This is a genomic window from Halopenitus malekzadehii (assembly GCF_900108505.1).
Lineage (GTDB): Archaea > Halobacteriota > Halobacteria > Halobacteriales > Haloferacaceae > Halopenitus > Halopenitus malekzadehii.
This window is the reverse complement of record NZ_FNWU01000001.1, coordinates 254196-274728: the sequence shown is the minus strand read 5'-3', so window position 1 is coordinate 274728 and position 20533 is coordinate 254196. Positions and strand designations below refer to the sequence as shown.

At 67.3% G+C, this 20533-nt stretch carries 19 protein-coding genes and 2 pseudogenes; 8 read left to right on the top strand and 13 right to left on the bottom strand.

What is annotated here, in order from left to right; translation table 11 throughout:
* The first annotated feature begins 87 nt into the window (after positions 1-87).
* The 3 genes from BLW38_RS01435 (at position 88) to BLW38_RS01425 (ending at position 2655) form a co-directional block, all read left to right on the top strand.
* The gene (locus tag BLW38_RS01435) at positions 88-801 is read left to right on the top strand and encodes a phosphoribosyltransferase family protein (RefSeq protein ID WP_092813293.1); all 714 of its coding nucleotides are present in this window, start codon (positions 88-90) and stop codon (positions 799-801) included.
* Between the two features lie 24 nt (positions 802-825).
* Positions 826-2217, top strand: a complete 1392-nt coding sequence (locus tag BLW38_RS01430) for an NCS2 family permease (protein WP_092813290.1) — start codon at positions 826-828, stop codon at positions 2215-2217.
* 183 nt (positions 2218-2400) lie between these two features.
* A complete protein-coding gene (locus BLW38_RS01425) occupies positions 2401-2655 on the top strand; it encodes a glutaredoxin family protein (RefSeq protein ID WP_092813287.1) in 255 nt (84 codons plus the stop codon).
* 67 nt (positions 2656-2722) lie between these two features.
* Here BLW38_RS01425 and BLW38_RS01420 read toward each other — a convergent pair whose 3' ends face one another.
* The gene (locus tag BLW38_RS01420) at positions 2723-3697 is read right to left on the bottom strand and encodes a transcriptional regulator (protein WP_092813284.1); all 975 of its coding nucleotides are present in this window, start codon (positions 3695-3697) and stop codon (positions 2723-2725) included.
* A 154-nt stretch (positions 3698-3851) separates the two neighbouring features.
* Between BLW38_RS01420 and BLW38_RS01415 the strand changes: the two genes are divergently transcribed.
* Complete coding sequence (locus tag BLW38_RS01415; RefSeq protein WP_092813281.1) at positions 3852-5273, top strand: tRNA(Ile)(2)-agmatinylcytidine synthase; 1422 nt, start codon at positions 3852-3854, stop codon at positions 5271-5273.
* 43 nt (positions 5274-5316) lie between these two features.
* Here the strand turns inward: BLW38_RS01415 and BLW38_RS01410 are convergent, their stop codons facing one another.
* From BLW38_RS01410 to BLW38_RS01395, 4 genes are all read right to left on the bottom strand, one after another.
* Positions 5317-6273 carry a succinylglutamate desuccinylase/aspartoacylase family protein gene (locus tag BLW38_RS01410; RefSeq protein WP_092813277.1) on the bottom strand — a complete coding sequence of 319 codons (957 nt, stop codon included), beginning with the start codon at positions 6271-6273 and terminating at the stop codon, positions 5317-5319.
* Positions 6274-6435: 162 nt separating this feature from the next.
* The gene (gene ubaA, locus BLW38_RS01405) at positions 6436-7248 is read right to left on the bottom strand and encodes an SAMP-activating enzyme E1 (protein ID WP_092813274.1); all 813 of its coding nucleotides are present in this window, start codon (positions 7246-7248) and stop codon (positions 6436-6438) included.
* A 121-nt stretch (positions 7249-7369) separates the two neighbouring features.
* Positions 7370-7960: a 50S ribosomal protein L15e gene (locus tag BLW38_RS01400; protein ID WP_092813271.1), complete on the bottom strand. Its 591-nt coding sequence runs from the start codon at positions 7958-7960 to the stop codon at positions 7370-7372.
* 293 nt (positions 7961-8253) lie between these two features.
* Complete coding sequence (locus BLW38_RS01395) at positions 8254-9615, bottom strand: aspartate aminotransferase family protein (protein WP_092813268.1); 1362 nt, start codon at positions 9613-9615, stop codon at positions 8254-8256.
* Between the two features lie 224 nt (positions 9616-9839).
* On the opposite strand from BLW38_RS01395, the gene BLW38_RS01390 reads away from it, so the two are divergent.
* Complete coding sequence (locus BLW38_RS01390) at positions 9840-11036, top strand: arginase family protein (protein ID WP_092813265.1); 1197 nt, start codon at positions 9840-9842, stop codon at positions 11034-11036.
* 31 nt (positions 11037-11067) lie between these two features.
* Here the strand turns inward: BLW38_RS01390 and BLW38_RS01385 are convergent, their stop codons facing one another.
* From BLW38_RS01385 to trpC, 5 genes are all read right to left on the bottom strand, one after another.
* Positions 11068-12255 carry a 3-dehydroquinate synthase II gene (locus BLW38_RS01385; RefSeq protein ID WP_092813262.1) on the bottom strand — a complete coding sequence of 396 codons (1188 nt, stop codon included), beginning with the start codon at positions 12253-12255 and terminating at the stop codon, positions 11068-11070.
* A gap of 96 nt (positions 12256-12351) precedes the next feature.
* On the bottom strand, positions 12352-13143 hold the full coding sequence (locus BLW38_RS01380) for a 2-amino-3,7-dideoxy-D-threo-hept-6-ulosonate synthase (protein WP_092815450.1): 792 nt from the start codon (positions 13141-13143) through the stop codon (positions 12352-12354).
* Positions 13144-13407: 264 nt separating this feature from the next.
* Positions 13408-14277, bottom strand: a complete 870-nt coding sequence (gene trpA / locus BLW38_RS01375) for a tryptophan synthase subunit alpha (protein ID WP_092813259.1) — start codon at positions 14275-14277, stop codon at positions 13408-13410.
* Complete coding sequence (gene trpB / locus BLW38_RS01370) at positions 14278-15528, bottom strand: tryptophan synthase subunit beta (protein ID WP_245710057.1); 1251 nt, start codon at positions 15526-15528, stop codon at positions 14278-14280.
* A gap of 179 nt (positions 15529-15707) precedes the next feature.
* The gene (trpC, locus tag BLW38_RS01365) at positions 15708-16562 is read right to left on the bottom strand and encodes an indole-3-glycerol phosphate synthase (RefSeq protein ID WP_092813254.1); all 855 of its coding nucleotides are present in this window, start codon (positions 16560-16562) and stop codon (positions 15708-15710) included.
* Between the two features lie 228 nt (positions 16563-16790).
* Here trpC and BLW38_RS01360 point away from each other — a divergent pair, with 228 nt between their 5' ends.
* Entirely contained in the window at positions 16791-17258 is a 468-nt protein-coding gene (locus BLW38_RS01360; protein WP_092815447.1) for an MGMT family protein, read from the top strand.
* Between the two features lie 107 nt (positions 17259-17365).
* Positions 17366-18265, top strand: coding sequence for a 4-phosphopantoate--beta-alanine ligase (locus BLW38_RS01355; protein ID WP_092813251.1), 900 nt, complete (start codon positions 17366-17368; stop codon positions 18263-18265).
* A 75-nt stretch (positions 18266-18340) separates the two neighbouring features.
* On the opposite strand, the pseudogene BLW38_RS01350 reads toward BLW38_RS01355, so the two are convergent.
* From BLW38_RS01350 to BLW38_RS01340, 3 genes and pseudogenes are all read right to left on the bottom strand, one after another.
* A pseudogene (locus BLW38_RS01350) lies at positions 18341-18696 on the bottom strand (type II toxin-antitoxin system PemK/MazF family toxin).
* Between the two features lie 15 nt (positions 18697-18711).
* Positions 18712-18981, bottom strand: coding sequence for an AbrB/MazE/SpoVT family DNA-binding domain-containing protein (locus BLW38_RS01345; RefSeq protein WP_092813248.1), 270 nt, complete (start codon positions 18979-18981; stop codon positions 18712-18714).
* Between the two features lie 109 nt (positions 18982-19090).
* Positions 19091-20122 carry a glutathione S-transferase family protein gene (locus tag BLW38_RS01340; RefSeq protein ID WP_092813245.1) on the bottom strand — a complete coding sequence of 344 codons (1032 nt, stop codon included), beginning with the start codon at positions 20120-20122 and terminating at the stop codon, positions 19091-19093.
* Positions 20123-20198: 76 nt separating this feature from the next.
* Here BLW38_RS01340 and BLW38_RS01335 point away from each other — a divergent pair.
* A pseudogene (locus BLW38_RS01335) lies at positions 20199-20510 on the top strand (DUF7388 family protein); the annotation flags it as partial.
* Positions 20511-20533: the final 23 nt, after the last annotated feature.

Below are 20533 nucleotides of genomic sequence, written 5' to 3'. Positions count from 1 at the left end.
CGGACCGCGATGAACACTCACAGACGTGGATCCTCAGTCGGTTTGTGATATCGATATATTCATACATACGCATTGAGGATCCAGGATATGAATCGCGCAGAGAAGGCAGCCCTCCAGCTGCAGGCGGTCGCAGTCCTCCGGATGTTGAAACGGCCACGGACCTACGAGGAACTGGCCGAGACGACCGGCCTGCCGGCGGGAGACCTGAACCGGTACGTCAACGGCCACGTCCTGCCCGGGCCCGACCGTGCCCGCGAGATCGTCAACGGCGTCGGCCGGGACGCGCTCGCCGACGAGCTGCAGTCCCGGATCACCCGTGACGCGGAGGGATACGTCGACAACTCGGCGATCGTCTTCGACCAGTCGTTCCTGGATCTCGTCGCCCCGGTGGCCGCGGAGTCGTTCGGATTCGAGACGCCCGACGTGGTTTTGACGGCCGCAACCGATGGGATCACCCTCGGCGCGGCGATGGCATCCTTCTTCGACGCGCGGCTCGCGTACGCCAAGAAGTCCAAGGAGACCGCCGTCGAGGAGTTCATCGAATCCCGCCAGCGGCTCGCCTCCGGCATCGAGTTGACCTACTACCTGCCAGCCAGCGCGATCGGCGGCGGCGAGACGGTGCTCATCGTCGATGACCTCATTCGGTCGGGCGAGACCCAGGAACTGCTGTTGGACATCGCGCTGCAGGCCGACGCCGACGTCACCGGCGTCTTCGCGCTCATCGCGGTCGGCGAGGAGGGCCTCGACCGTGCCCGTGAGATCACCGACGCGCCGGTTGGCGCGCTCGAGCAGATGGAGTGACGACCACAGGAGCGATCCACCGATATGACACCGAACCTGATCACCGACTACTTCGACCTCGAGGCGCGTGGTACGGACCTCCCGACCGAACTACTTGCGGGCCTGACGACGTTCCTCACGATGTCGTACATCATCGTGGTGAACCCCGTCATTCTCTCGGAGGCGATCGACGTCGGCCCGAACACCGTCGAGCTGCTGGCGGTCGTCACGATCCTCTCGTCGATCGCGGCGATGCTCGTGATGGGGCTGTACGCCGATCTCCCGTTCGGGCTCGCGCCCGGGATGGGGCTCAACGCCTACTTCGTCGTGGTTACGGGCCTCGGCGTCGACTGGCGAACGGCGCTCGCGGCGGTGTTCATCGAGGGCGTCCTGTTCTTACTGTTGACCGTCGTCGGCGCCCGCGAATTCGTCATCACGCTGCTGCCCGAGCCGGTGAAGCTCTCGGTCTCGGCCGGGATCGGGATCTTCCTGGCCATCCTCGGGCTCGAGCAGATGCGGATCATCACCGCGACGACCAGCCTCAACCCGTCGATCGCGCTCGACCCGGTCGCCGTCCTCGCGACCGTCGGGATCCTGTTCACCTTCGCGTTGTGGGCACGCGGGATCCGGGGGGCGATCGTCATCGGGATCACGACGACGGGCGTGCTCGCGTACGTCGTTTCCGCGCTCGGCGTGCAACCCCTGATCCTCGATGAGGGGGCCGGCGTGATCGGCGCTCCCGTCCTCGCGCCGGGCGTCTCCGAGATCACCTACGGGGCGGCCGCATACGACATCACCCCGCTGGTGGGGGCGTTCCTCGAGGGCTTCCAGAACGTCGAGGCGTTCACCTTCGCGCTGGTCGTCTTCACGTTCTTCTTCGTCGACTTCTTCGACACCGCCGGCACGCTCACCGGCCTCGGACAGGCCGCCGGGCTCACCGACGAGTCCGGAAACCTCCCCGAGATGGACAAGCCCCTGCTTGCGGACGCGGTCGGAACGACCGTCGGCGGGATCCTCGGGACGTCGACGGTGACGACCTACATCGAGTCCTCCGCCGGCGTCAGCGAGGGCGGGCGGACGGGGCTGACCGCGCTCGTAGTCGCGGCCCTGTTCCTCTGTTCGCTGGCGGTCGTGCCGCTGTTGTCGGCCATCCCGCCGTTTGCTCCCTACGTCGCCCTCGTCGTCGTCGCCGTGTTGATGTTGCAAAACATCACGGAGATCGACTGGGACGACGTCGTCCACGCGGCGCCGGCCGGATTGACGATCATGATCATGCCCCTGACCGGCAACATCTCCTACGGGATCGCCGCCGGGCTCCTGAGCTACCCGATCGTCGCGACCGCCGCCGGACGGGGTGACGAGGTCCACCCGGCCCACTGGGCGCTCGCGTTGGCGTGTATCGCGTACTTCTGGGTCCGGTTCGGGACCTTCGCCTGACCGTCGGAGAACCTCCACCCGAACGGCGGATGAACGGTCTCCGAACCATCGCGAACCGATGCCGTCAGTCGGCGGATTCGAAGCGGGACCGACCACCACGATCGAACCGGCAGCCATCCGAAACGGCGGCCGAACCCGCCACGGACCACGGATTTAACCGAATCGCGACCGTAGTATCTCCCGATGTCGAACATCGTTCTCTACGAACTGGAAGGCTGTCCGTACTGTGCGAAGGTCAAACGGAAGCTGGCCGATCTCGATCTGGAGTACGACTCCCGGATGGTGCCACAGTCACACGCCGAGCGCGAGGAGGTCGAGGCGGTCAGCGGACAGACCGGCGTGCCCGTCCTCGTGGACGAGGAACACGACGTCGAGGGGATGCCCGAAAGCGACGATATCGTCGAGTATCTCGAAGAGACGTACGGGTCGGCCGCCTGAGCCGGCAGGCGCCCGGTCGGACGCGACGACGATCGGCGACGAGCCTCCCAACCGCCGCCACGGCCGCCTACGCCTCGGCCGGCTTCTCGGCGCGCTCCTCGATCAGCTCGCGGATCGCGTCGGGGTCGTCCATCTCCGCGAGCTCCTCACAGGAGACGAGGCCGGTGCCGTCGACCTGTTCACGCTTCCGGCGGTTCTCGGTGAAGTAGACGGACCGCGTCTGCGCGACGGTTCCGATCGAGGACATAATGCGTGCGCGCTTTTCGGCCGCCTCGGTGAACGGCGAGTGACCGGTGAGCACCCGCATCTCCGGCCGGTCGTCCTCGGACTCGGAGACCGCCTTGAACGGCGCCCGAGAGGTCGGATGGACGGTGAAGCCGGCGGCGGTGAGCACGTGCAGGACGTGCTCGTCGTCGGGGTCCGCATCCGGCGGCGAGGGGGTCGGGTCGGCCTCACGAACCTCCTCAGCGCCCTCGAGCACCTCGACTGGGCTCGAGAACGGTTTGTCGAACAGATCCTCGAGCTGGATCGCGACCTCGACGGAGGCGTTCATCCCGTCCTCGTACTTCGAGACGGTCCGGCGGGAGACGCCGAGTTCGGTGGCAAGCCGCCCGAGCGACCAGCCCCGTTCCTCGCGCTCGTCGGCCAGCAGGTCGCCGTCGAGGCTCACGTAGAGCCCGCCCGGAGCCGCATAGATGAGCGGCGGGACCTCCTCGACGAAGAGGTCATAGGCGGTGTCGGGGTTGAGCACCGGAACGCCGTGTCGGAAGTAGATGACCCCGGGCTTGAGGTCCTCATCGCGCGTGCGCATCCCGATCACCATCGGCGTTGCGTCGAGGTACTCCCCGAGTCGACGCATCTCCGCACCCGTCTCCGCATCGAGCGCGTCGATGTTCCGCAGGATCTTCAAGAGCAGCAGGTCCTCGCCGCGCCGCGCCGCGAGGTCGAAGCTCTTCGGGCGGACCGCACAGCGATCGCTGACGAGGAACGCAGCGTCCTCCAGCATCGCCGTGAGGTTGCCGATCAAGGCTGCCCGTGACATATCCGTGAATACCCTCTCGGTACGTAAATACGTTGTGCCGGCGTGACGAGACGAAGGTCGCCGCCATCGGGTGTTTTGCGCGTCTCCTCTCGGTCAGGTTTAAATACTCACTCGACCGCGAAACCGGCTTATTCGCCCGGCCCGAACACCGACCGTGACCATCGTCGGCCTCGACGACACCGACTCCCGATCCGACGGGATGTGTACGACCTACCTCGCGACCCGCCTTGCCGAGCGGATCGAGTCGGCGGGTGGAACGGTCGATCGGCGCCTGCTGGTCCGGCTCAACCCCGCGGTGAAACACAAGACCCGCGGCAACGCCGCTCTTGCACTGCACACCGACCTCGATCCGGACCACGCCTTCGAGCTCGCCTGCGACGCCGTCCGTGAGTGGTCGATCGGCGAGGATCCACGGACCTCACCCGGCGTCGTCGTCGCCGACGTGTCCTCATCGGCCCTCGCGGACGCCGTTCCGACATCGGACGTCGTGCCGACCTCGGACGCCGAGGCGGACGTGATCCCGGAGCCGATCGCCGAGTTCGCTCGCGGCGCGTTGCGACGACGATACGACCTCACGGACGCGCTCTCGCTGATCGAGGAGCACGGCCTCCGACACGCCGGATTCGCCGCCGAGGGCTGTTCGGTCGAGGGTCGCGGCCGGATCGGCGCGCTCGCCGCCGTCGGCGCGACGGCCGCCTTCGAGGAGTGGACCCACGAACACATCGCCTATCGGGCGTTCGACCGTTGCGGCACCCCACGGTCGGTCGACCACGACTCCCTCTTTGCGGCCGCCGAAGAGGGATATCCGACGGTCTGGGACACGGTCGATCGCGGCACGGACGCGGCCGTCTGCGTCCCGAACGCGCCGGGGCCGATCCTCTACGGGATCCGCGGCGACGACCCCGACGCGTGCCGCGCGGTCGCCGACCGGATCGACTCGGAGCCGGTCGACCGGTCGGCGACGTTCCTGACGAACCAGGGGACCGACGCACACCTCCGACCGAGCGAGATCGGGTCGCTGCGGGCTGGCGCCGGCTACCGCGTCGACGGCGTGGTTGCGACCGCGCCGGAAACGCGCCGGGGCGGCCACGTCTTCCTGGAGCTCGCGGCACCCGACCCAGCGGGGACCGACGGGACGGAGAGGACCGTCTCCGAGGACCGCGACCGCCTGCTGGCCGCCGCCTTCGCGCCGACCGATCGGTTCCGCGACCGCGTTCGTGCCCTCCGGGTCGGCGACCGGCTCACCGTCTGCGGCGAGGTCGCGGCCGGGCGAGACGACGACCGGGCGACGCCGGACCGGACGATCAAACTCGAGAAGTTCGCGGTCCGGGACCTGGTGCGGACCGAACGCGTCACCCCGACGTGTCCCGACTGCGGCCGGTCGATGTCCTCGGCGGGCCGCGGACAGGGCTATCGGTGTCGCGACTGTGGAACCGACGCGCCGGGCAAGACGACCGCCCGGCTCGATCGGGATCTCGACCCGGGATGGTACGAGGTTCCCCCGTGCGCACGGCGTCACGTCGCGAAACCGCTGATCCGCGGAGGGTTCAACGCGCCAACCCATCCCGAACGGTGACTACTGGCGAGCGAAACTCCGCCAGGACGTTCGGCCGACAGTATCAGTACGTCACGAGGTTCGTCCCGACCGAGCACACGTACTCGCCGGCGGCGGCCTGTGGGAGTCGACGAGACCGCCAGAATATCCCGTCGCTGTCGGCGGTCACCCGGGCGTGACGGTCGCCGAAGACGCCCGTCACCTCGAAGAGGACGTCGCCGGCCTCGACGCGCTCGCCGAGCTCACGCTCGAAACGGACCAGTCCGCCGGACGGCGATCGGTACTGTTCGAACCCGCGTGCGCGCGTCTGTTTCGCGACGGATACCTCCCGGTCGAGGAAGCCGTAGTAGCCGAGGACGTTGAAGACGCCCTCGACGCCCTTGCGGATCGACTCCTCGTCCCAGCCGACACAGCCGCCGAGTTCGGGATCGACCGTCGGGATCCCCTTGTTCGGGGCGATCCGGGCGAGCTGTCCATCGGGACCCTTCTGATCGAGCACGTAGCCGCAGCCGAAGACCTTCGCGAGCCGGAGACAGTCGCTGTGCAGCCGGTGTCGCGGTCCACACCGGACGCGCACCTCGTCGATCATCCGGCTGGTCGATCCCTGGTGGAGATCCAGAATCAGGTCCGCGCGCGTGGCCGCATCGAAGGTGGCGTGGGCGATCCGCTCGGAAGTCGTCCCGGTCGCGTTGCCGGGATATGCCCGGTTCGTCTTCGTGTCGTCGATCGGGTTGCGATGTTCGGCCGTTTGAAAGCCGTAGTAGTTGACGATTCCGACCACGAGGACCGCGCCGGAGAGAGCCGTCGGGTCGATGCGGGGGACGACCCGGTTGACGACGCCGAGCCCGTTGAGTTCGTCCCCGTCGCTGACCGCCTGGATGTACAGCGTCTTTCCGTCGTCGACGCCGTTGATCACCGCCACCGGCAGTCGGACGGGCGAGCCGTCGCGGGTCTCACCGACCTCGAGGCGCCCCGTTGCCGTCTCACCCGGGGCCGCGCTCGCCGTTCCCAGCGTAAGCATTACCGTAGCCACGGCGGGGCCCGCCTAAACCGGTTCGATCCGCGCCGATCGGCAGGGGTCGAGAAGACCGGGGATCGCGGTCGATTCCGTGATCGACGGCGACTTCGTGATCACGGCGGGCCCCGTGGTCGACGGCGACCGCAACGTCACTCGGCCGAGACGTCACTCGGCCGCGATCGCACAGCCGTCCGAGTAGTCGATCCCCTCGATCGTCTCGATGGGGTCCTCGCCACACACCGGGCAGTCGGGATTGCGGGCGTACTCGACCGTCTCGAAGGTCATCCCCATCGCGTCGTAAAACACCATCCGTCCAGACAGCGGTTCACCCGACTCGAGCAGCAGCTTGACCGCTTCGGTGGCCTGGATACAGCCGAGCGTCCCGGGGAGAACGCCGAGGACGCCCGTGGAGGCACAGTCGGGGACGGTCCCGGGCTCGGGCGCCTCCGGGAACAGACACCGGTAACACGGCCCCTCGGGCAGCAGCGTCGTCGCTTGCCCCTCGAACTTGTAGATCGCGCCGTGTGCCACCGGGATCGACTCAATTCGGGCGACGTCGTTGACGATGTACCGCGTCCGGAAGTTGTCCGAGCAGTCGACGATCACGTCGTGGTCGGCCAGGAGCTCGCGTGCGTTGGTCACGTCCAATCGGGTCTCGTGGGTCCGAACGTCGACGTCCGGATTGAGCGCCTCGACGTACCGACGGGCCGACTCGACCTTCGGCTCGCCCACGTCGGCGTCGGTATGGATGACCTGCCGCTGGAGGTTGGACCGCTCGACGACGTCGTCGTCGACGATCCCGATCGTTCCCACACCCGCCGCGGCGAGATACTGAATGACCGGCGCGCCGAGGCCACCGGCACCGAGCACGAGGACGTCGCCCTCGAGCAGCCGCTGTTGGCCCTCGGGGCCGACCTCGTCGAGAATGATGTGTCTGGAGTAGCGATCCAGCTGTGTCGCGTCCAGCGAAAGGCTCATACCCGACGTTGGCCGGTGACGGGCATAAGGATGCGGGGGTCGATCCGGGTCGATCCGAACCGATTCGATGGGTCGATCGGCGTCTGCGTGACGAGACGGCGTCTGCGTGACGAGACGGCGTCTACTTGCCGCGGCGTCGGTCGCCGCCGATCGACGGTCGCGTGTGCTCGGTACCCTTGCCGCGGGTCCGCTGGCCGCGGCCCTTGGTGCCGGCGGAGGTGAGTCCACGGAACGCCCGCCCCTGATGCTGGTCCTCACAGATCCAGGAGAGGTCGTCGTCGTTCTCGATCGCGGGGTGGTTCGGGTCCACCAGGATCACTTCGTGCCACTTCTGTGAGCCGTCCTCACCGACCCAGTAGGAGTTGAGCACGCGCAGGTTGCGGAACTTCCGCGAGGCGCGCTCCTCGGCGATCCGCTGGATCGACTTCCGGCGGGAGAGCCGGTTGACACCCTGGCGCTTCGACCGGCGGCCGGCCGTGAAGCGCTGTTTGCGCGAGCCGCCCTTGCGGACGCTCACGCGGGCGACGACGACGCCCTGCTTGGCCTTGTAGCCGAGTTCGCGGGCCTTGTCGAGACGGGTGGGGCGTTCGATCCGCTCGATCGCGCCCTGTTCGCGCCATTCCTGCTTGCGCTGCCACTGGAGCTCGGCGAGTTTCCCCTCCTTGGGGGACTGCCAGGCGTCCTTGATGTGCGAGTAGAAGCTTCGTGCCATGGTTTGTCCACGGACGGTTGCGATTCAGCCCCGCGACGACGCCGCGGAGCCACATTTCGTCCCGTCCCCGACCGGTGTCGGCCGGGCGGCGGGTGCCCGCTGGACGTCCATCCCAGCGAGTTACCGTGAGTTCCCGACGGTCCCGCTTAAAAACGTCGGTCATCAGTCGTCGGTGAGAGACGCTCACACGACCACGAAACGGTGATCGAACGCAGCCGATCACGCGGTCACGTGACCGGTCAGTCCGGCCGTCGGTCGGTCCGGGTGGGAGGTCGTCCGGCAGTCGACGGCGTTCAGGCAGCCTGCCGATCGATGGCGTCGGCGATGATCGTCATCGCGGTGTCCGCGAGCTCCTCGGTCAACACCAGCGGCGGGACGAGTCGGAGCACGTTGCCGTGGGGGCCGGCCTTCCAGACGAGGACGCCGTGTTCGAAGCAGTCGGTCTGGATGGCATCGACCGTCTCGTCGTCCGGCTGACCGTTCTCGTCGGTGAACTCGACGCCGATGAACAGGCCCTTGCCGCGGATCTCGGCGATCGCGTCGTTCGAGTCGGCGATCTCGGCAAACCGGCTGCGGATCTCCTCGCCCAGCTGGCGGGCGTGTGCCAACAGGTCGTGGTCCTGGATGTACTCGATCGCGCGGACGCCGGCACGCATTGCCACCACGTGCCCGCGGTAGGTGCCCGCGTGGTCGCCCGACCCCCACGTGTCCAGGTCCTCGTGGTACATCAGCCCGGACAGCGGGAAGCCCACTCCGCCCAACGCCTTCGCCGTCGTCATCGCATCCGGCGTGACGTCGTACCACTCGCTGGCCCACCACTCGCCCGTCCGGCCGAATCCGGACTGGATCTCGTCGAACACCAACGGGATGTCGTTGTCGGTCGCCAGATCGCGCAATCCCTGGAGGAAGCCCTCCGGCGGGGTGACGATCCCGCCCTCGCCCTGGATCGGCTCGACGATCATCCCCGCCGGGTTCGCCAATCCCCCGTATGGGTCCTCGAGGATCGCTTTGACCTCCTCGAGAGCGTGGTCGACCGCCTCCTGGGGCGGTTTCCCCTGCTGGGTCGGGCTCGGATACGGCGCGTGGACGACGTCCGCCAACAGCGGTGTATAGTTGCTTTTCAGCTTCTTGTTGCCCGTGATGCTCATCGCGCCCGAGGACGTGCCGTGATAGGCGCCGCGGAACGCGATCAACCCGTCACCGCCCGAGTTGTACTTCGCTAGCTTGATCGCGGCTTCGATGGCGTCGGAGCCGGTCGGGCCGCCGAAGACGAAGCGGTTCTGGTCTTTGAGCCCGGGCGGCGCGATCTCGTTGAGCCGCTCGATGAGGTCGAGCCGAGCCTCAGTCGGGAAGTCGATCGTGTGGACGAGCTTGTCGGCCTGCTCGTGGACGGCCTCGAGCACGTAGGGGTTCGAGTGGCCGACGTTCAACACGCCGATTCCGGCAAACAGATCGATGTAGGTGTTGCCGTCGGGATCCCGGACGGTCGCGCCCTTGCCTTCCTCGAAGGCGACGGGAATGTCCTCGGGATACGCCACCGCGCTTGAGTCGATCTGCCGTTGCGTCTCCAGTAGCTCGCGTGATCGTGGTCCGGGAACGTCCCCGACTGACGGTGCGTCCTCGAAGTGGAGTTCCTCGATCGGTGGGCCTGCCATATCCAAAGATGTGACCACGATCGTATAGTTCTTACTTTCATTCGAGTATTGGTGCAGTAGTAAGACTATATTCCATATATTCTAATAATATCCAACGAGATTTAACGTCGAGGTTGCCTCGAGTGCGTTCACCGGGTCGTTCCGGCTCGGACTTACCCGACTGCACCGATCACCCGCATCGATAGAACGAACACTCGCCGCGACATACGGCACCATACCCATCGATGACACCCGATCTCACCGTCTACTGGGACGACCGAATGCTCGATCACGAACCACCCGCTGGGGCCTTCAAATATCCCGACACGCCGATCGTTGCGACCCCCGAGGTCCACCCCGATCGTCGCGAGCGCGTCGAGAACATCCGCGCGATGATCGACCACGCCTTCGGCGACGTCACGGAAACGGTCTCGCCGTCCCCGGCGAGCCGGGACGCCCTCGAACGGGTCCACGACCCCGAGTACCTCGACTGGCTCGCGTCGTTCTGTGCCGACGGCGGCGGCCGGATCGAGGACACGACGACCGGGATGAACGAGCACAGCTACGACGCGGCGCGGGTCGCCGCCGGCGCCGCGGTCGAGGCGGCCGAGGCCGCGCTCGGGAACCGGAGCAGCGACGACGAACCCGCAAGCGGAGACGGAACCGACGAGGACGACGGCCACGCCCTCCCGTACGCGCTCTGTCGGCCGAGCGGCCACCACGCACAACCCGACCGCGCCGACGGGTTCTGTTTCCTGAACAACGCGGCGCTTGCCGTCGAGGCGGCGCTCGCCGACGACGGTCCGGATCGGACCGCCGCCGACAGGGTCGCGATCGTCGACTGGGACGTCCACCACGGGAACGGCACCCAGGAGACGTTTTACGGCCGGGATGACGTCCTGTTCGTGAGCGCCCACAACGACCACGGCTCCTGGCACCCGGAGTATCATCCTCAAGAGGGGTCGGTCGACGAGGTCGGCACCGATGACGGAGAGGGGTACACCGTCAACGTGCCGCTGCCGCCGGGAACCGGCAACCGGGGGTACGGGGCCGTTTTCGACCGGATCGTCGAACCGGTCGTCGCCGAGTTCGACCCGGACCTGGTGATCGTCAGCGCCGGCCAGGACGCCGGGCCCGCCGACATGAACGGCCGGAACATCGTGACCCGGAGCGGCTTCCGAGACCTCGGGGGCCGGGTTCGACGGCTCGCCGACGACACGGCTGACGGCGCACTCGCGCTGATCCAGGAGGGCGGCTACCAGCCCTCCCACCTCTCGTTCGCCACCCTCGGCGTCTTCGAGGGCATCCTCGACGAGACGGTCGATCTGGAGCAGTACGGGACCGAGGACCCCTTCGAGTTCCTGGACGAACCCACGGGGCTGGTCGACGAGTGGATCGACGACGCGGTCGAGCGTCATCGGGAGTACTGGCCGGTTTCCTGACCCACCGGTTCCGTCGCTCCGGCGACGTGTGTTACTTCTCGATGATGCTTTCCTCGACCGACTCGCCGAAGTGCCGCGCGACGTCCTCGTAGTAGAGCGCGACCTCGTCGCCGGGCTCGAGGTCGGTGACCGCGATCCGGCCCTCGCTCGTGGCGACCTTGATCGTCTCGGCGTTCTGCAGCAGCGTCTCGACGCGATCGACGCCGTCGTCAGTCTCGACCTCGGCCTCGACCCGGAACATCGGTCGCTTCTCGATCTTGACGCGACCGACGATCGCCTCCCGGGTGTGCCCGTCGGTGTCGACGACCTGGACCTCGTCGCCCGACTTCAGCCCGGCGAGGTACTTCGTCCCGCCGTCCGGCGTCCGGACGTAGGCGTGGACGGCCCCCGCGTTAACCCGGAACGGGCGGGAGGCGACGTAGGGACTCTCGGCGGTCTCGGCGTGGACGAAAAAGAGGCCACGCGACATCGACCCGACGAGCATCCCCTCGTCGTGATCCAGCAGGCTCCCGGTGTCGATGCAGACGCGATCGGCCATCCCGGCCTGTTCGACCTCGGTGATGGTCGCGTACGAGAGATCGAGCTGTTCCCGGGCGGCGGCATCGCGGGCCTCGACGGCGCCGCGGATGGCATCGGGTGAGTCGGCGTCGACGAGCACCCCGTCGGATCCGGACTCCAGCGTCTCGAAGGCAGTCTGGGCCTCCGCAGCCGACGTCACGCCCGCGACGAGATGGGTCTCCTCGCCGACGCGGGCGATCAGGTTCTCGAGCGGGATGATCGTCCAGTCCTCGCCGACCACGATCGTGTACTCGGCGTCGGCGGCGGCGTCCTCGGCGAACGCCTCGTACCGCTCGTCGAGGATGCGGGCGTACACTCCCTGTGCCCGGTCATCACGGCGGCGAAGGGTCGACAGGTCCGCGGATCCCGAGAGGTCATCGGGCATCGAGATCGTTCCGTCACCCTCGCCGTCCTTGCCGACGATGTAGGCGTCCGCGCTCGCGGCGTCCGCGTCGGCATCCGGTTCGGCCTCGTCGACGACGTCGGCGTCGGAGCGGAACGCCGCGACGTTGACGTCGCCGAGTTCCCTGACCCGCGGGACGTCGGCCTCGTCGACGAGCACCCAGTCGACCCCGGCCTCGATGCCGGCCGTGATCCGGCGCTTGCGCTGCTCCCAGTCGCCGACCTCGTCGTCGGCTTTGACCCAGACGGTTCGTGTCATTATCGATGGGACGCCCCCTCGGGGCTTGAAAACTGCGAAAGTACGGTCGGGGCGAGGGTCGCTTTGATACTGTCGGGTCCGTGATCGATCGATGACCTACGCGTCGACGAGGCCGGCGGTGCGGAGCGCGTCCGCCGCGTCACGGTCGTCGTGAACCACGGCGCTGACCGCCGCGGTGATCGCCTCGGGGTCCTCGTGCTGGAAGATCGACCGACCCATCGAGACGCCGGCGGCACCGCCGTCCATCGCGCCGCGGACCATCTCGATGGTCTGACGATCCGTGCCGCGCGATCCGCCGGCGATGACCACCGGGAGCCGCGTCGACTCACAGACGTGTTCGAAGGAGTCGCCGTCGCCGGAGTAGCCCGTCTTGACGACGTCGGCTCCGAGTTCCTCCGCGAGCCGGACGGCGTGGCCGAGTGCCTCGGGATCGTCCCCCTCGACGCCGGGGCCGCGCGCGTACGCCATCGCGAGCACGGGCAGGCCGAGCCGATCCGCGTCAGCGGTCAGTTCCGCCAGGTCCTCGATCTGTTTCGGCTCGTAGGTGGAGCCGACGTTGATGTGGAGGGAGACCGCGTCGGCGCCGGCTCGAACCGCCTCCTCGGCGGTGGCGGTCATCCGCTTGTCGTTCTCGTCGGGACCGATCGTCGTCGATCCGTTGGTGTGGACGATGTAGCCCGCGTCGTTTTTGTTTGCGTGGACGCGCGGGGCGATCCCCTTTTGCGTCAACACGGCGTCGGCCCCGCCGCTAGTGACGCCGTCGATCGTCGATTCGATGTCCTTCAGGCCGGCGACCGCCCCCATCGTGAGCCCGTGATCCATCGGGACGATCAGGTAACGGTCGTTCGTGGAGATGCGGTCGAGTCGTGCTGTGAGTCCTGCTGTCATTGTCGGTGGGTGGGGTGGGTGATCGTCGGAGCGTCGTGGTCCGTCGATGAGCCGTCGTAATGGGTCCGTCGTCATCCCACGGCCGTCGAACCGTCCGGATCGCGCGTCACGGTGCGTCGATCGTGGCGTCAGCGGTGCGTCGGTCGTGGTATCCGCGGTGGCGTCGAGCGGCCTTCCGTCGTTGAGGCTCATCCGAACGGTCGTGGTCGAGTTCGTATGCGAGAGTGTGGCAATTACGAATAAGTGGCTTTCGTTCGGGAGCGATCAGGACGGGTCGCCCGTCGATCGAGCGCGGGAACCCCGTTCGGCGCCCGCGACGAGCTCCCGCGAGATCGCCTCGAGTCGATCGGCCACCGCCGCCGTCGATCGGTTCGACTCGACGCCCTCGGCGACGATGTCGACGAGCGCCGACCCGACGATGATCCCGTCGGCGCCGCCCGCGACGATCCGCTCGGCGTGGTCGCCCGCGGATATCCCGAACCCGACCGCCTTCGGGACGTCGTACTCCCGGAGCCGGTCGAGGCTGGCCGCCGTCTGGTCGGAGACGTCGTCCTGTGCGCCGGTGGTTCCGAGCCGGGCCTGGACGTAGACGTAGCCCGACACCCGGTCCATAATCCGGTCGAGCCGGTCGCCCTCGGTGGTCGGCGCGACGATGAACACCAGATCGAGGCCGAACTCGTCGCAGGCCTCCCGGAGCGGGTCGGCCTCCTCGGCCGGGAGGTCGGGGACGACGAACCCCTCGAGTCCCGCCTCGGCGGCGCGTTCGACGAACGGACGCGGCCCCTCCGTCTCGCCCCACTGGTAGATGAGGTTGTAGTAGGTCATGCAGACGAGCGGCACGTCGACGTCGAGGTCCTCGACGAACTCGAAGAACCGGTCCGGCGTCATCCCGCCCTCGAGCGCGCGAACGACCGCGCCCTGGATCGTCGGCCCCTCGGCGATCGGTTCCGAGAAGGGAAGCCCGAGTTCGATGAGGTCCGCCCCCCCGCGCTCGAGCGCCTCGACGTATTCGAGCGAGGACTCGTAGTCCGGATCCCCGACCGCGAGATACGGGATGTACGCCGGGCCGTCCGCGAACGCCTGCGCGATCGCCTCGCTGTTCCCCGACCGATCGGAGACGGCACGGTTCGACATCTAGATCCCCTCCGTGAACGCGGACATGTCCGGCGCACCGTCGATGTCGCGGGCGGCGGTCTCCTCGATCACGGACTCGAGGTCCTTGTCGCCACGACCGGAGACGGTGACGACCACCGTCTCGCCGAGTGAGTCGTCGGCCGCCGCATCGGGCTCTCCACCGTCGTCGCCGGCGGCCTCGGAATCGGTTCCGGCCTCGGTGTCGGTTCCGGCCTCAAGGTACGCGATCGCGTGGGCGGACTCGAGCGCGGGAATGATCCCCTCGGTGCGCGAGAGGAGATGGAACGCCTCGAGGGCGTGGTCATCGTCGACGGCGACCGGGATGACGCGTCCCTCGTCGACGAGGTGTGCGAGCTCGGGGCCGACGCCGGCGTAATCGAGTCCGGCGGAGACCGAATGACTCTCGACGATCTGGCCGTGTGCGTCCTGGAGCAGCTTCGTGCGCGCACCGTGGAGGACGCCCTCCTCGCCGGCGTACAGCGACGCCGAGTTGGGGGCGACGCCCGCCTCCTCGTCGATCGACAGGTCGGCGCCGCCGGCCTCGACGGCGTGCAGCGAGACCGTCTCGTCGTCGAGGAACGCGGCGAACGAGCCCATCGTGTTCGAGCCGCCGCCGGCACACGCGACCACGTCGGTCGGCAGCTCGCCGATCGTCTCGATCGCCTGCCGGCGCGCCTCCTCGGAGACGACCGACTGGAAGTCCCGGACCATCGCCGGGAAGGGGTGCGGTCCGACGACGCTCCCGATGACGTAGTGGGTGTCCTCGACGGAACCGGCCCAGTCGCGCATCGTCTCGGAGATGGCCTCCTTGAGCGTGCCGCGCCCGGCCGTCACCGGCGTCACCGTCGCGCCGTTGAGCGTCATCCGGAAGACGTTGGGGCGCTGCCGGTTGATGTCCCGTTCGCCCATATACACCTCACAGGGCATATCGAGGTGGGCAGCCGCCATCGCGGTGGCGGTGCCGTGTTGGCCGGCGCCGGTCTCGGCGATGACCCGGTCTTTACCCATATACTTCGCGAGCAGGACCTGTCCGAGTGCGTTGTTGAGCTTGTGCGCGCCGCCGTGCAGCAGGTCCTCCCGCTTCAGATAGACGTCACGGTCGTACCGCTCCGAAAGGCGTTCCGCGTGCTGGAGCGGCGTCGGGCGCCCGCCGAACTCCCGAAGCCGGCGCCGGAATTCGTCCATAAAGCCATCCTCGTTCTCGAGGACGTACCGCTGATACGCGTCTGTCAGCTCCTCGATGGCGGGCATCAGCGCCTCGGGGACGTACTGGCCGCCATAGCGGCCGAACTTTCCGCCCGTCTCGCCGGGGACCGGTGTCGGATCGGCGGAGGCCGCCGGATCGGCTGGGTCTGCGGCGGTCGATCGTTGCGTCTCGTCGTCGTCGGTGGTCGATGTGGTCTCGCTCATAGAGTGGGGTGTGGGCTCACTCATCGTGAGGGCTGGCGGTCGATGGTGTCATCGGCATCCGGGTGGTCGGCAGCCGGATCGTCGGCGTCGGCGGTTGTGGCGTCGGCGGTCGTGAAGCGCCGCGTGTTCGAACGAACGTCCCCGTCCATTATGGCACTCCCGATCAGCAGCGCGTCGGCGCCGGCCGCGCGCATCCGGCGGACGTCGGCCGCGGTCGTGACGCCGCTTTCCGCGATCAGGGTGACGTCCTCGGGGGCGTGGGGCGCGACGTCCTCGAACGTCGAGAGATCGACCTCGAGTTTCGCCAGATCGCGGTTGTTGATGCCGACGAATCGCGCGCCGGCCGAAAGCGCCCGCTCGAGCTCGGCACGGTCGTGAACCTCCACGAGGACCTGGAAGCCGCGGTCGTGGGCGGCCGCAAGCATCGGCTCGAGGTCGTCGCCGAGGAACCGGGCGATCAGCAGGACGACGTCGCTTTCGACGGCGTCCAGTTGCGCCTCCCGAACGAGGAAGTCCTTCCGGAGAACGGGCACGTCGACCGCCTCGCGAACGCGCTCCAGGGTGTCGGTCGACCCGCCGAAGTGGTCGGGCTCGGTCAACACCGAGAGCGCGGCCGCCCCGCCCGCGACCATCTCGGTCGCGAGATCGAACGGGTCGTCCTCCCGGACGCCGTCGGTGGTCGGGCTGGTCGGCTTGACCTCCGCGATCACCGGCGTTCGATCGTCGGCCGCGGCCGATGCGAACGCGGACTCGAGGTCTCGGGGGTCGACGTCGACGCGGTCGTCGCCGCCCGCCTGCGACTCGGCCCCCCGCGACTCGGCCGTCTCCAGGATCGACCGGACCGCCGGCGCGAGATCGTTCATCCTATCGTCCATTACTGATCACTAATGTACGTATCTGTTCATAAGGCTTGCGCACTCGCGTCACGGATGGACGGTTGGCATTCGGTTCGATGAGGGAAGCCCCTTATAAACTGACGCCGTACGGGTAGCTATGAACGCGCTCGAACGGCCGGCGACGGTCGACCGAACCGACGACCCGCGCGCGGAGCCCGGACGGACCGATCGACGTCGATCGCGGGTGGACCGGGGGGATACACGATGGTGAGCCTCGGCGGGACGACGGGCGTCTACGCGCGCTCGTACCCGGCCCTCGACCGGGCCGTCGAGGTCGGGTTCGCCAGCGGCCACGTCATCTCCGTCTCGTTCCCGGAGACCGTCCCCGAGGACGCCGCACAGGATCACGAGCTGCTGGACCGGGTCGATGCATATCTCGCCGGCGAGGAGGAATCGTTCACGGACGTGGAACTCGGCCTGACGCTCCCGACCGACCGCCGCGAGGTCCTGGAGGCGACGCGCAACCTACCGTACGGCGAGTCGGCGTCGCTCAGCCGTCTCACGCGGCTGGCCGGTCGGGACGACAACGACTCGGAGGACCTCGAGTTCGTGCGGGAGGCGCTGAGCGAGAACCCGACGCCGTTGTTGATCCCCGATCACCGCGTCGAGGGAGGACCGTACGCGACGCCCGGGACGGTCCGCGGGACGTTTCGGGAGATCGAGGAGCTTCGCTGATTGGACCCGGAACGCCGAGGATCTTCGCAATGAGGGCGATCGGAAGCCGGCGCTGAACCATCACGATCGATGGAACTCTTTTAAACGACGGCCCCCGAAACCGTGATATGACCGGTGCCGATATCCCCGAGGACCACCCGCGCTACGAGTCGCTGTTGACGCGACACCGGATCGAGGCGGGCGTCGACAAGGGGATCACCTCGAGACAGGGCCTGATCGCGCAGGGCCGCGGCGAGGCCTTCGACTACCTGCTCGGCGAGGAGACGCTCCCGTCGGCCGGCGACGCCGAGCGCGCCGCGGCCGCCCACCTGCTCGCCGCCGACCACCCCGTGCTCTCGGTCAACGGGAACGTCGCGGCCCTCGTTCCGGAGGCGATCGTCGACCTGGCGGCGGCGACCGAGGCCGACATCGAAGTCAACCTGTTCAACCGCACGACCGAGCGGATGGAACGGATCGCCGACCACCTCCGCGAGCACGGCGCCGAGGCGGTCAAGGGACTGACCGCCGACGGCCGGATCCCGGGGCTGTCCCACGAGCGTGGGACGGTCGATGCTGACGGGATCGGCGACGCCGACGTCGTGCTCGTCCCCCTGGAAGACGGGGACCGCGCCGAGGCACTCGGTGAAACCGGGAAGACGGAGATCGTGATCGACCTGAACCCCGGATCCCGATCGGCGCGGGCCGCGACGGTACCGATCATCGACAACGTCCTCCGGGCGGTTCCCAACATCACGCATCACGCTCGTCGGCTGGCCGACGCGCCGCCGGAGGAGCTGGCGTACGTCATCGACTCCTTCGACCGTGAGGAGGCGCTGGCGGCCGCCGAGGCGGCGATCCGTCAGGGGTCGTTCACGGACGAGGACGAGACGGACGGAGCCGAGACGGATGGAGGCGAGAGAGCAAAGAGAAAGCCGGGAGACGGCGAAACGGGAGATACCGAGGTCGGGGACCCGGAGACGGGACTCGGCGAGGTGGATGGACCCGAAACCGACGTCGACGGTCGGTAGCAGTTGATGAGGGGATCGGGCGAGGATTCGGATACCGATGCCGTCCTCCCCTGATACACTGACGGAACTTTTCGCTCAAATGCCGAGGCTATCTTTGATTGCCGAGTCGATTTTCACTATGTCTGATGGCGGGACAGATCCAATGTTCTTTGTTATACGTTCGTCGATGTCGACAACCCGGATTTGACTTAGATCTGCCACTGAATCGTGATCGAGGGCAGTACTCGAAGCCAGTACTTCCACCTCGAACGGGTACGTCTCTCCAGACGTGTACTGCTTTGTGAATGGAGCGACGATGGTTGTCGGTGAGTACTGATTCCCAACATCGTTCTGGATGACAACACAGGGCCGGCTCTTTCCTTGCTGCTCACTCCCTTTCGTGGGATTCAATTCACTTCAACGATGACAATGTCGCCGCGGCGTACCTGCACACTTGGCTCCAGAATTCACTCGCTCCAGCCGGGTGCGTCAGCGAGATCCCCGGTTGCTTCTGAGGATGCCTCTTTCATTTCTTCAGCCAACTCACGAGACCGCTCGGCTCTCTTTCGATATCCTTCAGCAAGCCGTTCCTCATCTGTCGGCGGTCTGATTATGATCTCGTCATTCACTTCGACGAATACAATTTCGTCACCGCCTTCGATACCACGACGGTCCCGCAGTTTCTTCGGAATCGTCACCTGCCCCCGATCTCCGACTTTTCGTTTGTGTTCGGGCATATATATTCATACTTGTTTCATATCGATATAGATGTCGGTGGCATAGTCATTCGATTCGCAGTTCTCACTGACCGGCTGTTTCAGACGGTGATATGTCTGAAGAATGAAATTACTCGACCTCAACGGGATCGACCGGCGTGCGGTCGTCAGCCAGTCGATCCCGATCGTGGGGCGCTTCGAAGTCGAGATCCGGACCGCGGGCGATGATCCGCGTCGGGGTGACGTCGGGATGGGTCGTGTAGTAGTGCTCTTTGATGTGGTCCAGCTCGACGGTCTCGGCGACGCCGGGGAGCTGGTAGAGGTCGCGCAGGTATGGCCAGAGGTGCTCGTACTCGTGGATCGCCTGCACGTTGCACATGAAGTGGGTGTGGTAGACGTGGTCGAATCGGATCAGGGTGGTGAACAGACACAGATCGGCCTCGGTGAGCTCGTCGCCGGCGAGGAACCGCCGATCGGCGAGGACCTCGTCCCAGTGATCGAGCGCGTCGAAGAGCTCGTCGATGGCCTCGTCGTAGGCCGACTGGGAGGTGGCGAAGCCGGCGCGGTAGACGCCGTTGTTGATCGGCTCGTAGATCGCCGTGATGATCTCGTCGACGCGCTGGATGGCCTCGTCGTCCTCGGGAAGGAGGCGGCGGCCGTTCCCGAGGTCGGTGAAGGCCGTATCGAGCATCCGGAGGATCTCCCGCGACTCGTTGTTGACGATCGTGTCGGTGTCGGTGTCCCAGAGGACCGGCACGGTCACCCGACAGGTCGCGTCTGGGTCCGCGCGGACGTACAGCTCCCGGAGGTAATCGCGGTCGTGGACGTGATCGGGCGTACAGCCGGCCTTCTCCGGCGTGAACTGCCAGCCGTCCTCGCCGCGCCAGGGATCGACGACCGAGACGTCGATGACGTCCTCGAGCCCGAGGATCGATCGCCCGAGCAGGGCCCGGTGGGCCCACGGACACGCGTAGGAGACGTAGAGGTGGTACCGTCCCGGCTCCGGCTCGAAGCGCTTGTCGGGCTCGGCGTCGACGTGGTCGGGGATCTCCGATCCGACGACCCAGTTCCGGAACGTGGTCGTCTGACGATCGAAGGCACCCGATTCGTCGGTCGTCTCGAAGGTGTCCGTCCGCCACTCGCCGTTCACGAGCTGGTTCATACGCGCTCGTAGGGGCGCGATTCGGATAACGGTTCGTGGAGGTGACGGCCGTGTTACCGGGGGAGACCCCGATAACGCCGGATTCGACGGCGAGATCGTCATCTACGCGCCGACCGTCCTGTCGGACGACGAGGGCGCGATCCTCGAGGCGGTCGGCGAGGACGTCGCTCGCCGGCGGCCGGTCGCCCGCGCGCTGCCCGACGACGCGACGATCGGGGCCGACGCGGCCGGGTGCACTCGGGAGGTCCTCTCGGCGGCCACACGGGACTTCGCGATCGTCAGTGACGTCGAGACGGTCCGGGAGCGCGTCCGGGAGCTGAAGGACGCTGGTGCCTTCCGAGTCATCGGCTATCCCGCCCGCGGGCTGGACGACTTCCTGGCGGAGTGACCGGCGGAAGGGCGTTGTTCCGT

Bases quoted from the DNA above. Each gene is read 5' to 3' on its own strand.
- BLW38_RS01435 (WP_092813293.1), top strand. From the start codon at position 88: ATGAATCGCGCAGAGAAGGCAGCCCTCCAGCTGCAGGCGGTCGCAGTC.
- BLW38_RS01430 (WP_092813290.1), top strand. From the start codon at position 826: ATGACACCGAACCTGATCACCGACTACTTCGACCTCGAGGCGCGTGGT.
- BLW38_RS01425 (WP_092813287.1), top strand. From the start codon at position 2,401: ATGTCGAACATCGTTCTCTACGAACTGGAAGGCTGTCCGTACTGTGCG.
- BLW38_RS01420 (WP_092813284.1), bottom strand. From the start codon at position 3,697: ATGTCACGGGCAGCCTTGATCGGCAACCTCACGGCGATGCTGGAGGAC.
- BLW38_RS01410 (WP_092813277.1), bottom strand. From the start codon at position 6,273: ATGCTTACGCTGGGAACGGCGAGCGCGGCCCCGGGTGAGACGGCAACG.
- ubaA (WP_092813274.1), bottom strand. From the start codon at position 7,248: ATGAGCCTTTCGCTGGACGCGACACAGCTGGATCGCTACTCCAGACAC.
- BLW38_RS01400 (WP_092813271.1), bottom strand. From the start codon at position 7,960: ATGGCACGAAGCTTCTACTCGCACATCAAGGACGCCTGGCAGTCCCCC.
- BLW38_RS01395 (WP_092813268.1), bottom strand. From the start codon at position 9,615: ATGGCAGGCCCACCGATCGAGGAACTCCACTTCGAGGACGCACCGTCA.
- BLW38_RS01390 (WP_092813265.1), top strand. From the start codon at position 9,840: ATGACACCCGATCTCACCGTCTACTGGGACGACCGAATGCTCGATCAC.
- BLW38_RS01385 (WP_092813262.1), bottom strand. From the start codon at position 12,255: ATGACACGAACCGTCTGGGTCAAAGCCGACGACGAGGTCGGCGACTGG.
- BLW38_RS01380 (WP_092815450.1), bottom strand. From the start codon at position 13,143: ATGACAGCAGGACTCACAGCACGACTCGACCGCATCTCCACGAACGAC.
- trpA (WP_092813259.1), bottom strand. From the start codon at position 14,277: ATGTCGAACCGTGCCGTCTCCGATCGGTCGGGGAACAGCGAGGCGATC.
- trpB (WP_245710057.1), bottom strand. From the start codon at position 15,528: ATGCCCGCCATCGAGGAGCTGACAGACGCGTATCAGCGGTACGTCCTC.
- trpC (WP_092813254.1), bottom strand. From the start codon at position 16,562: ATGGACGATAGGATGAACGATCTCGCGCCGGCGGTCCGGTCGATCCTG.
- BLW38_RS01355 (WP_092813251.1), top strand. From the start codon at position 17,366: ATGACCGGTGCCGATATCCCCGAGGACCACCCGCGCTACGAGTCGCTG.
- BLW38_RS01345 (WP_092813248.1), bottom strand. From the start codon at position 18,981: ATGCCCGAACACAAACGAAAAGTCGGAGATCGGGGGCAGGTGACGATT.
- BLW38_RS01340 (WP_092813245.1), bottom strand. From the start codon at position 20,122: ATGAACCAGCTCGTGAACGGCGAGTGGCGGACGGACACCTTCGAGACG.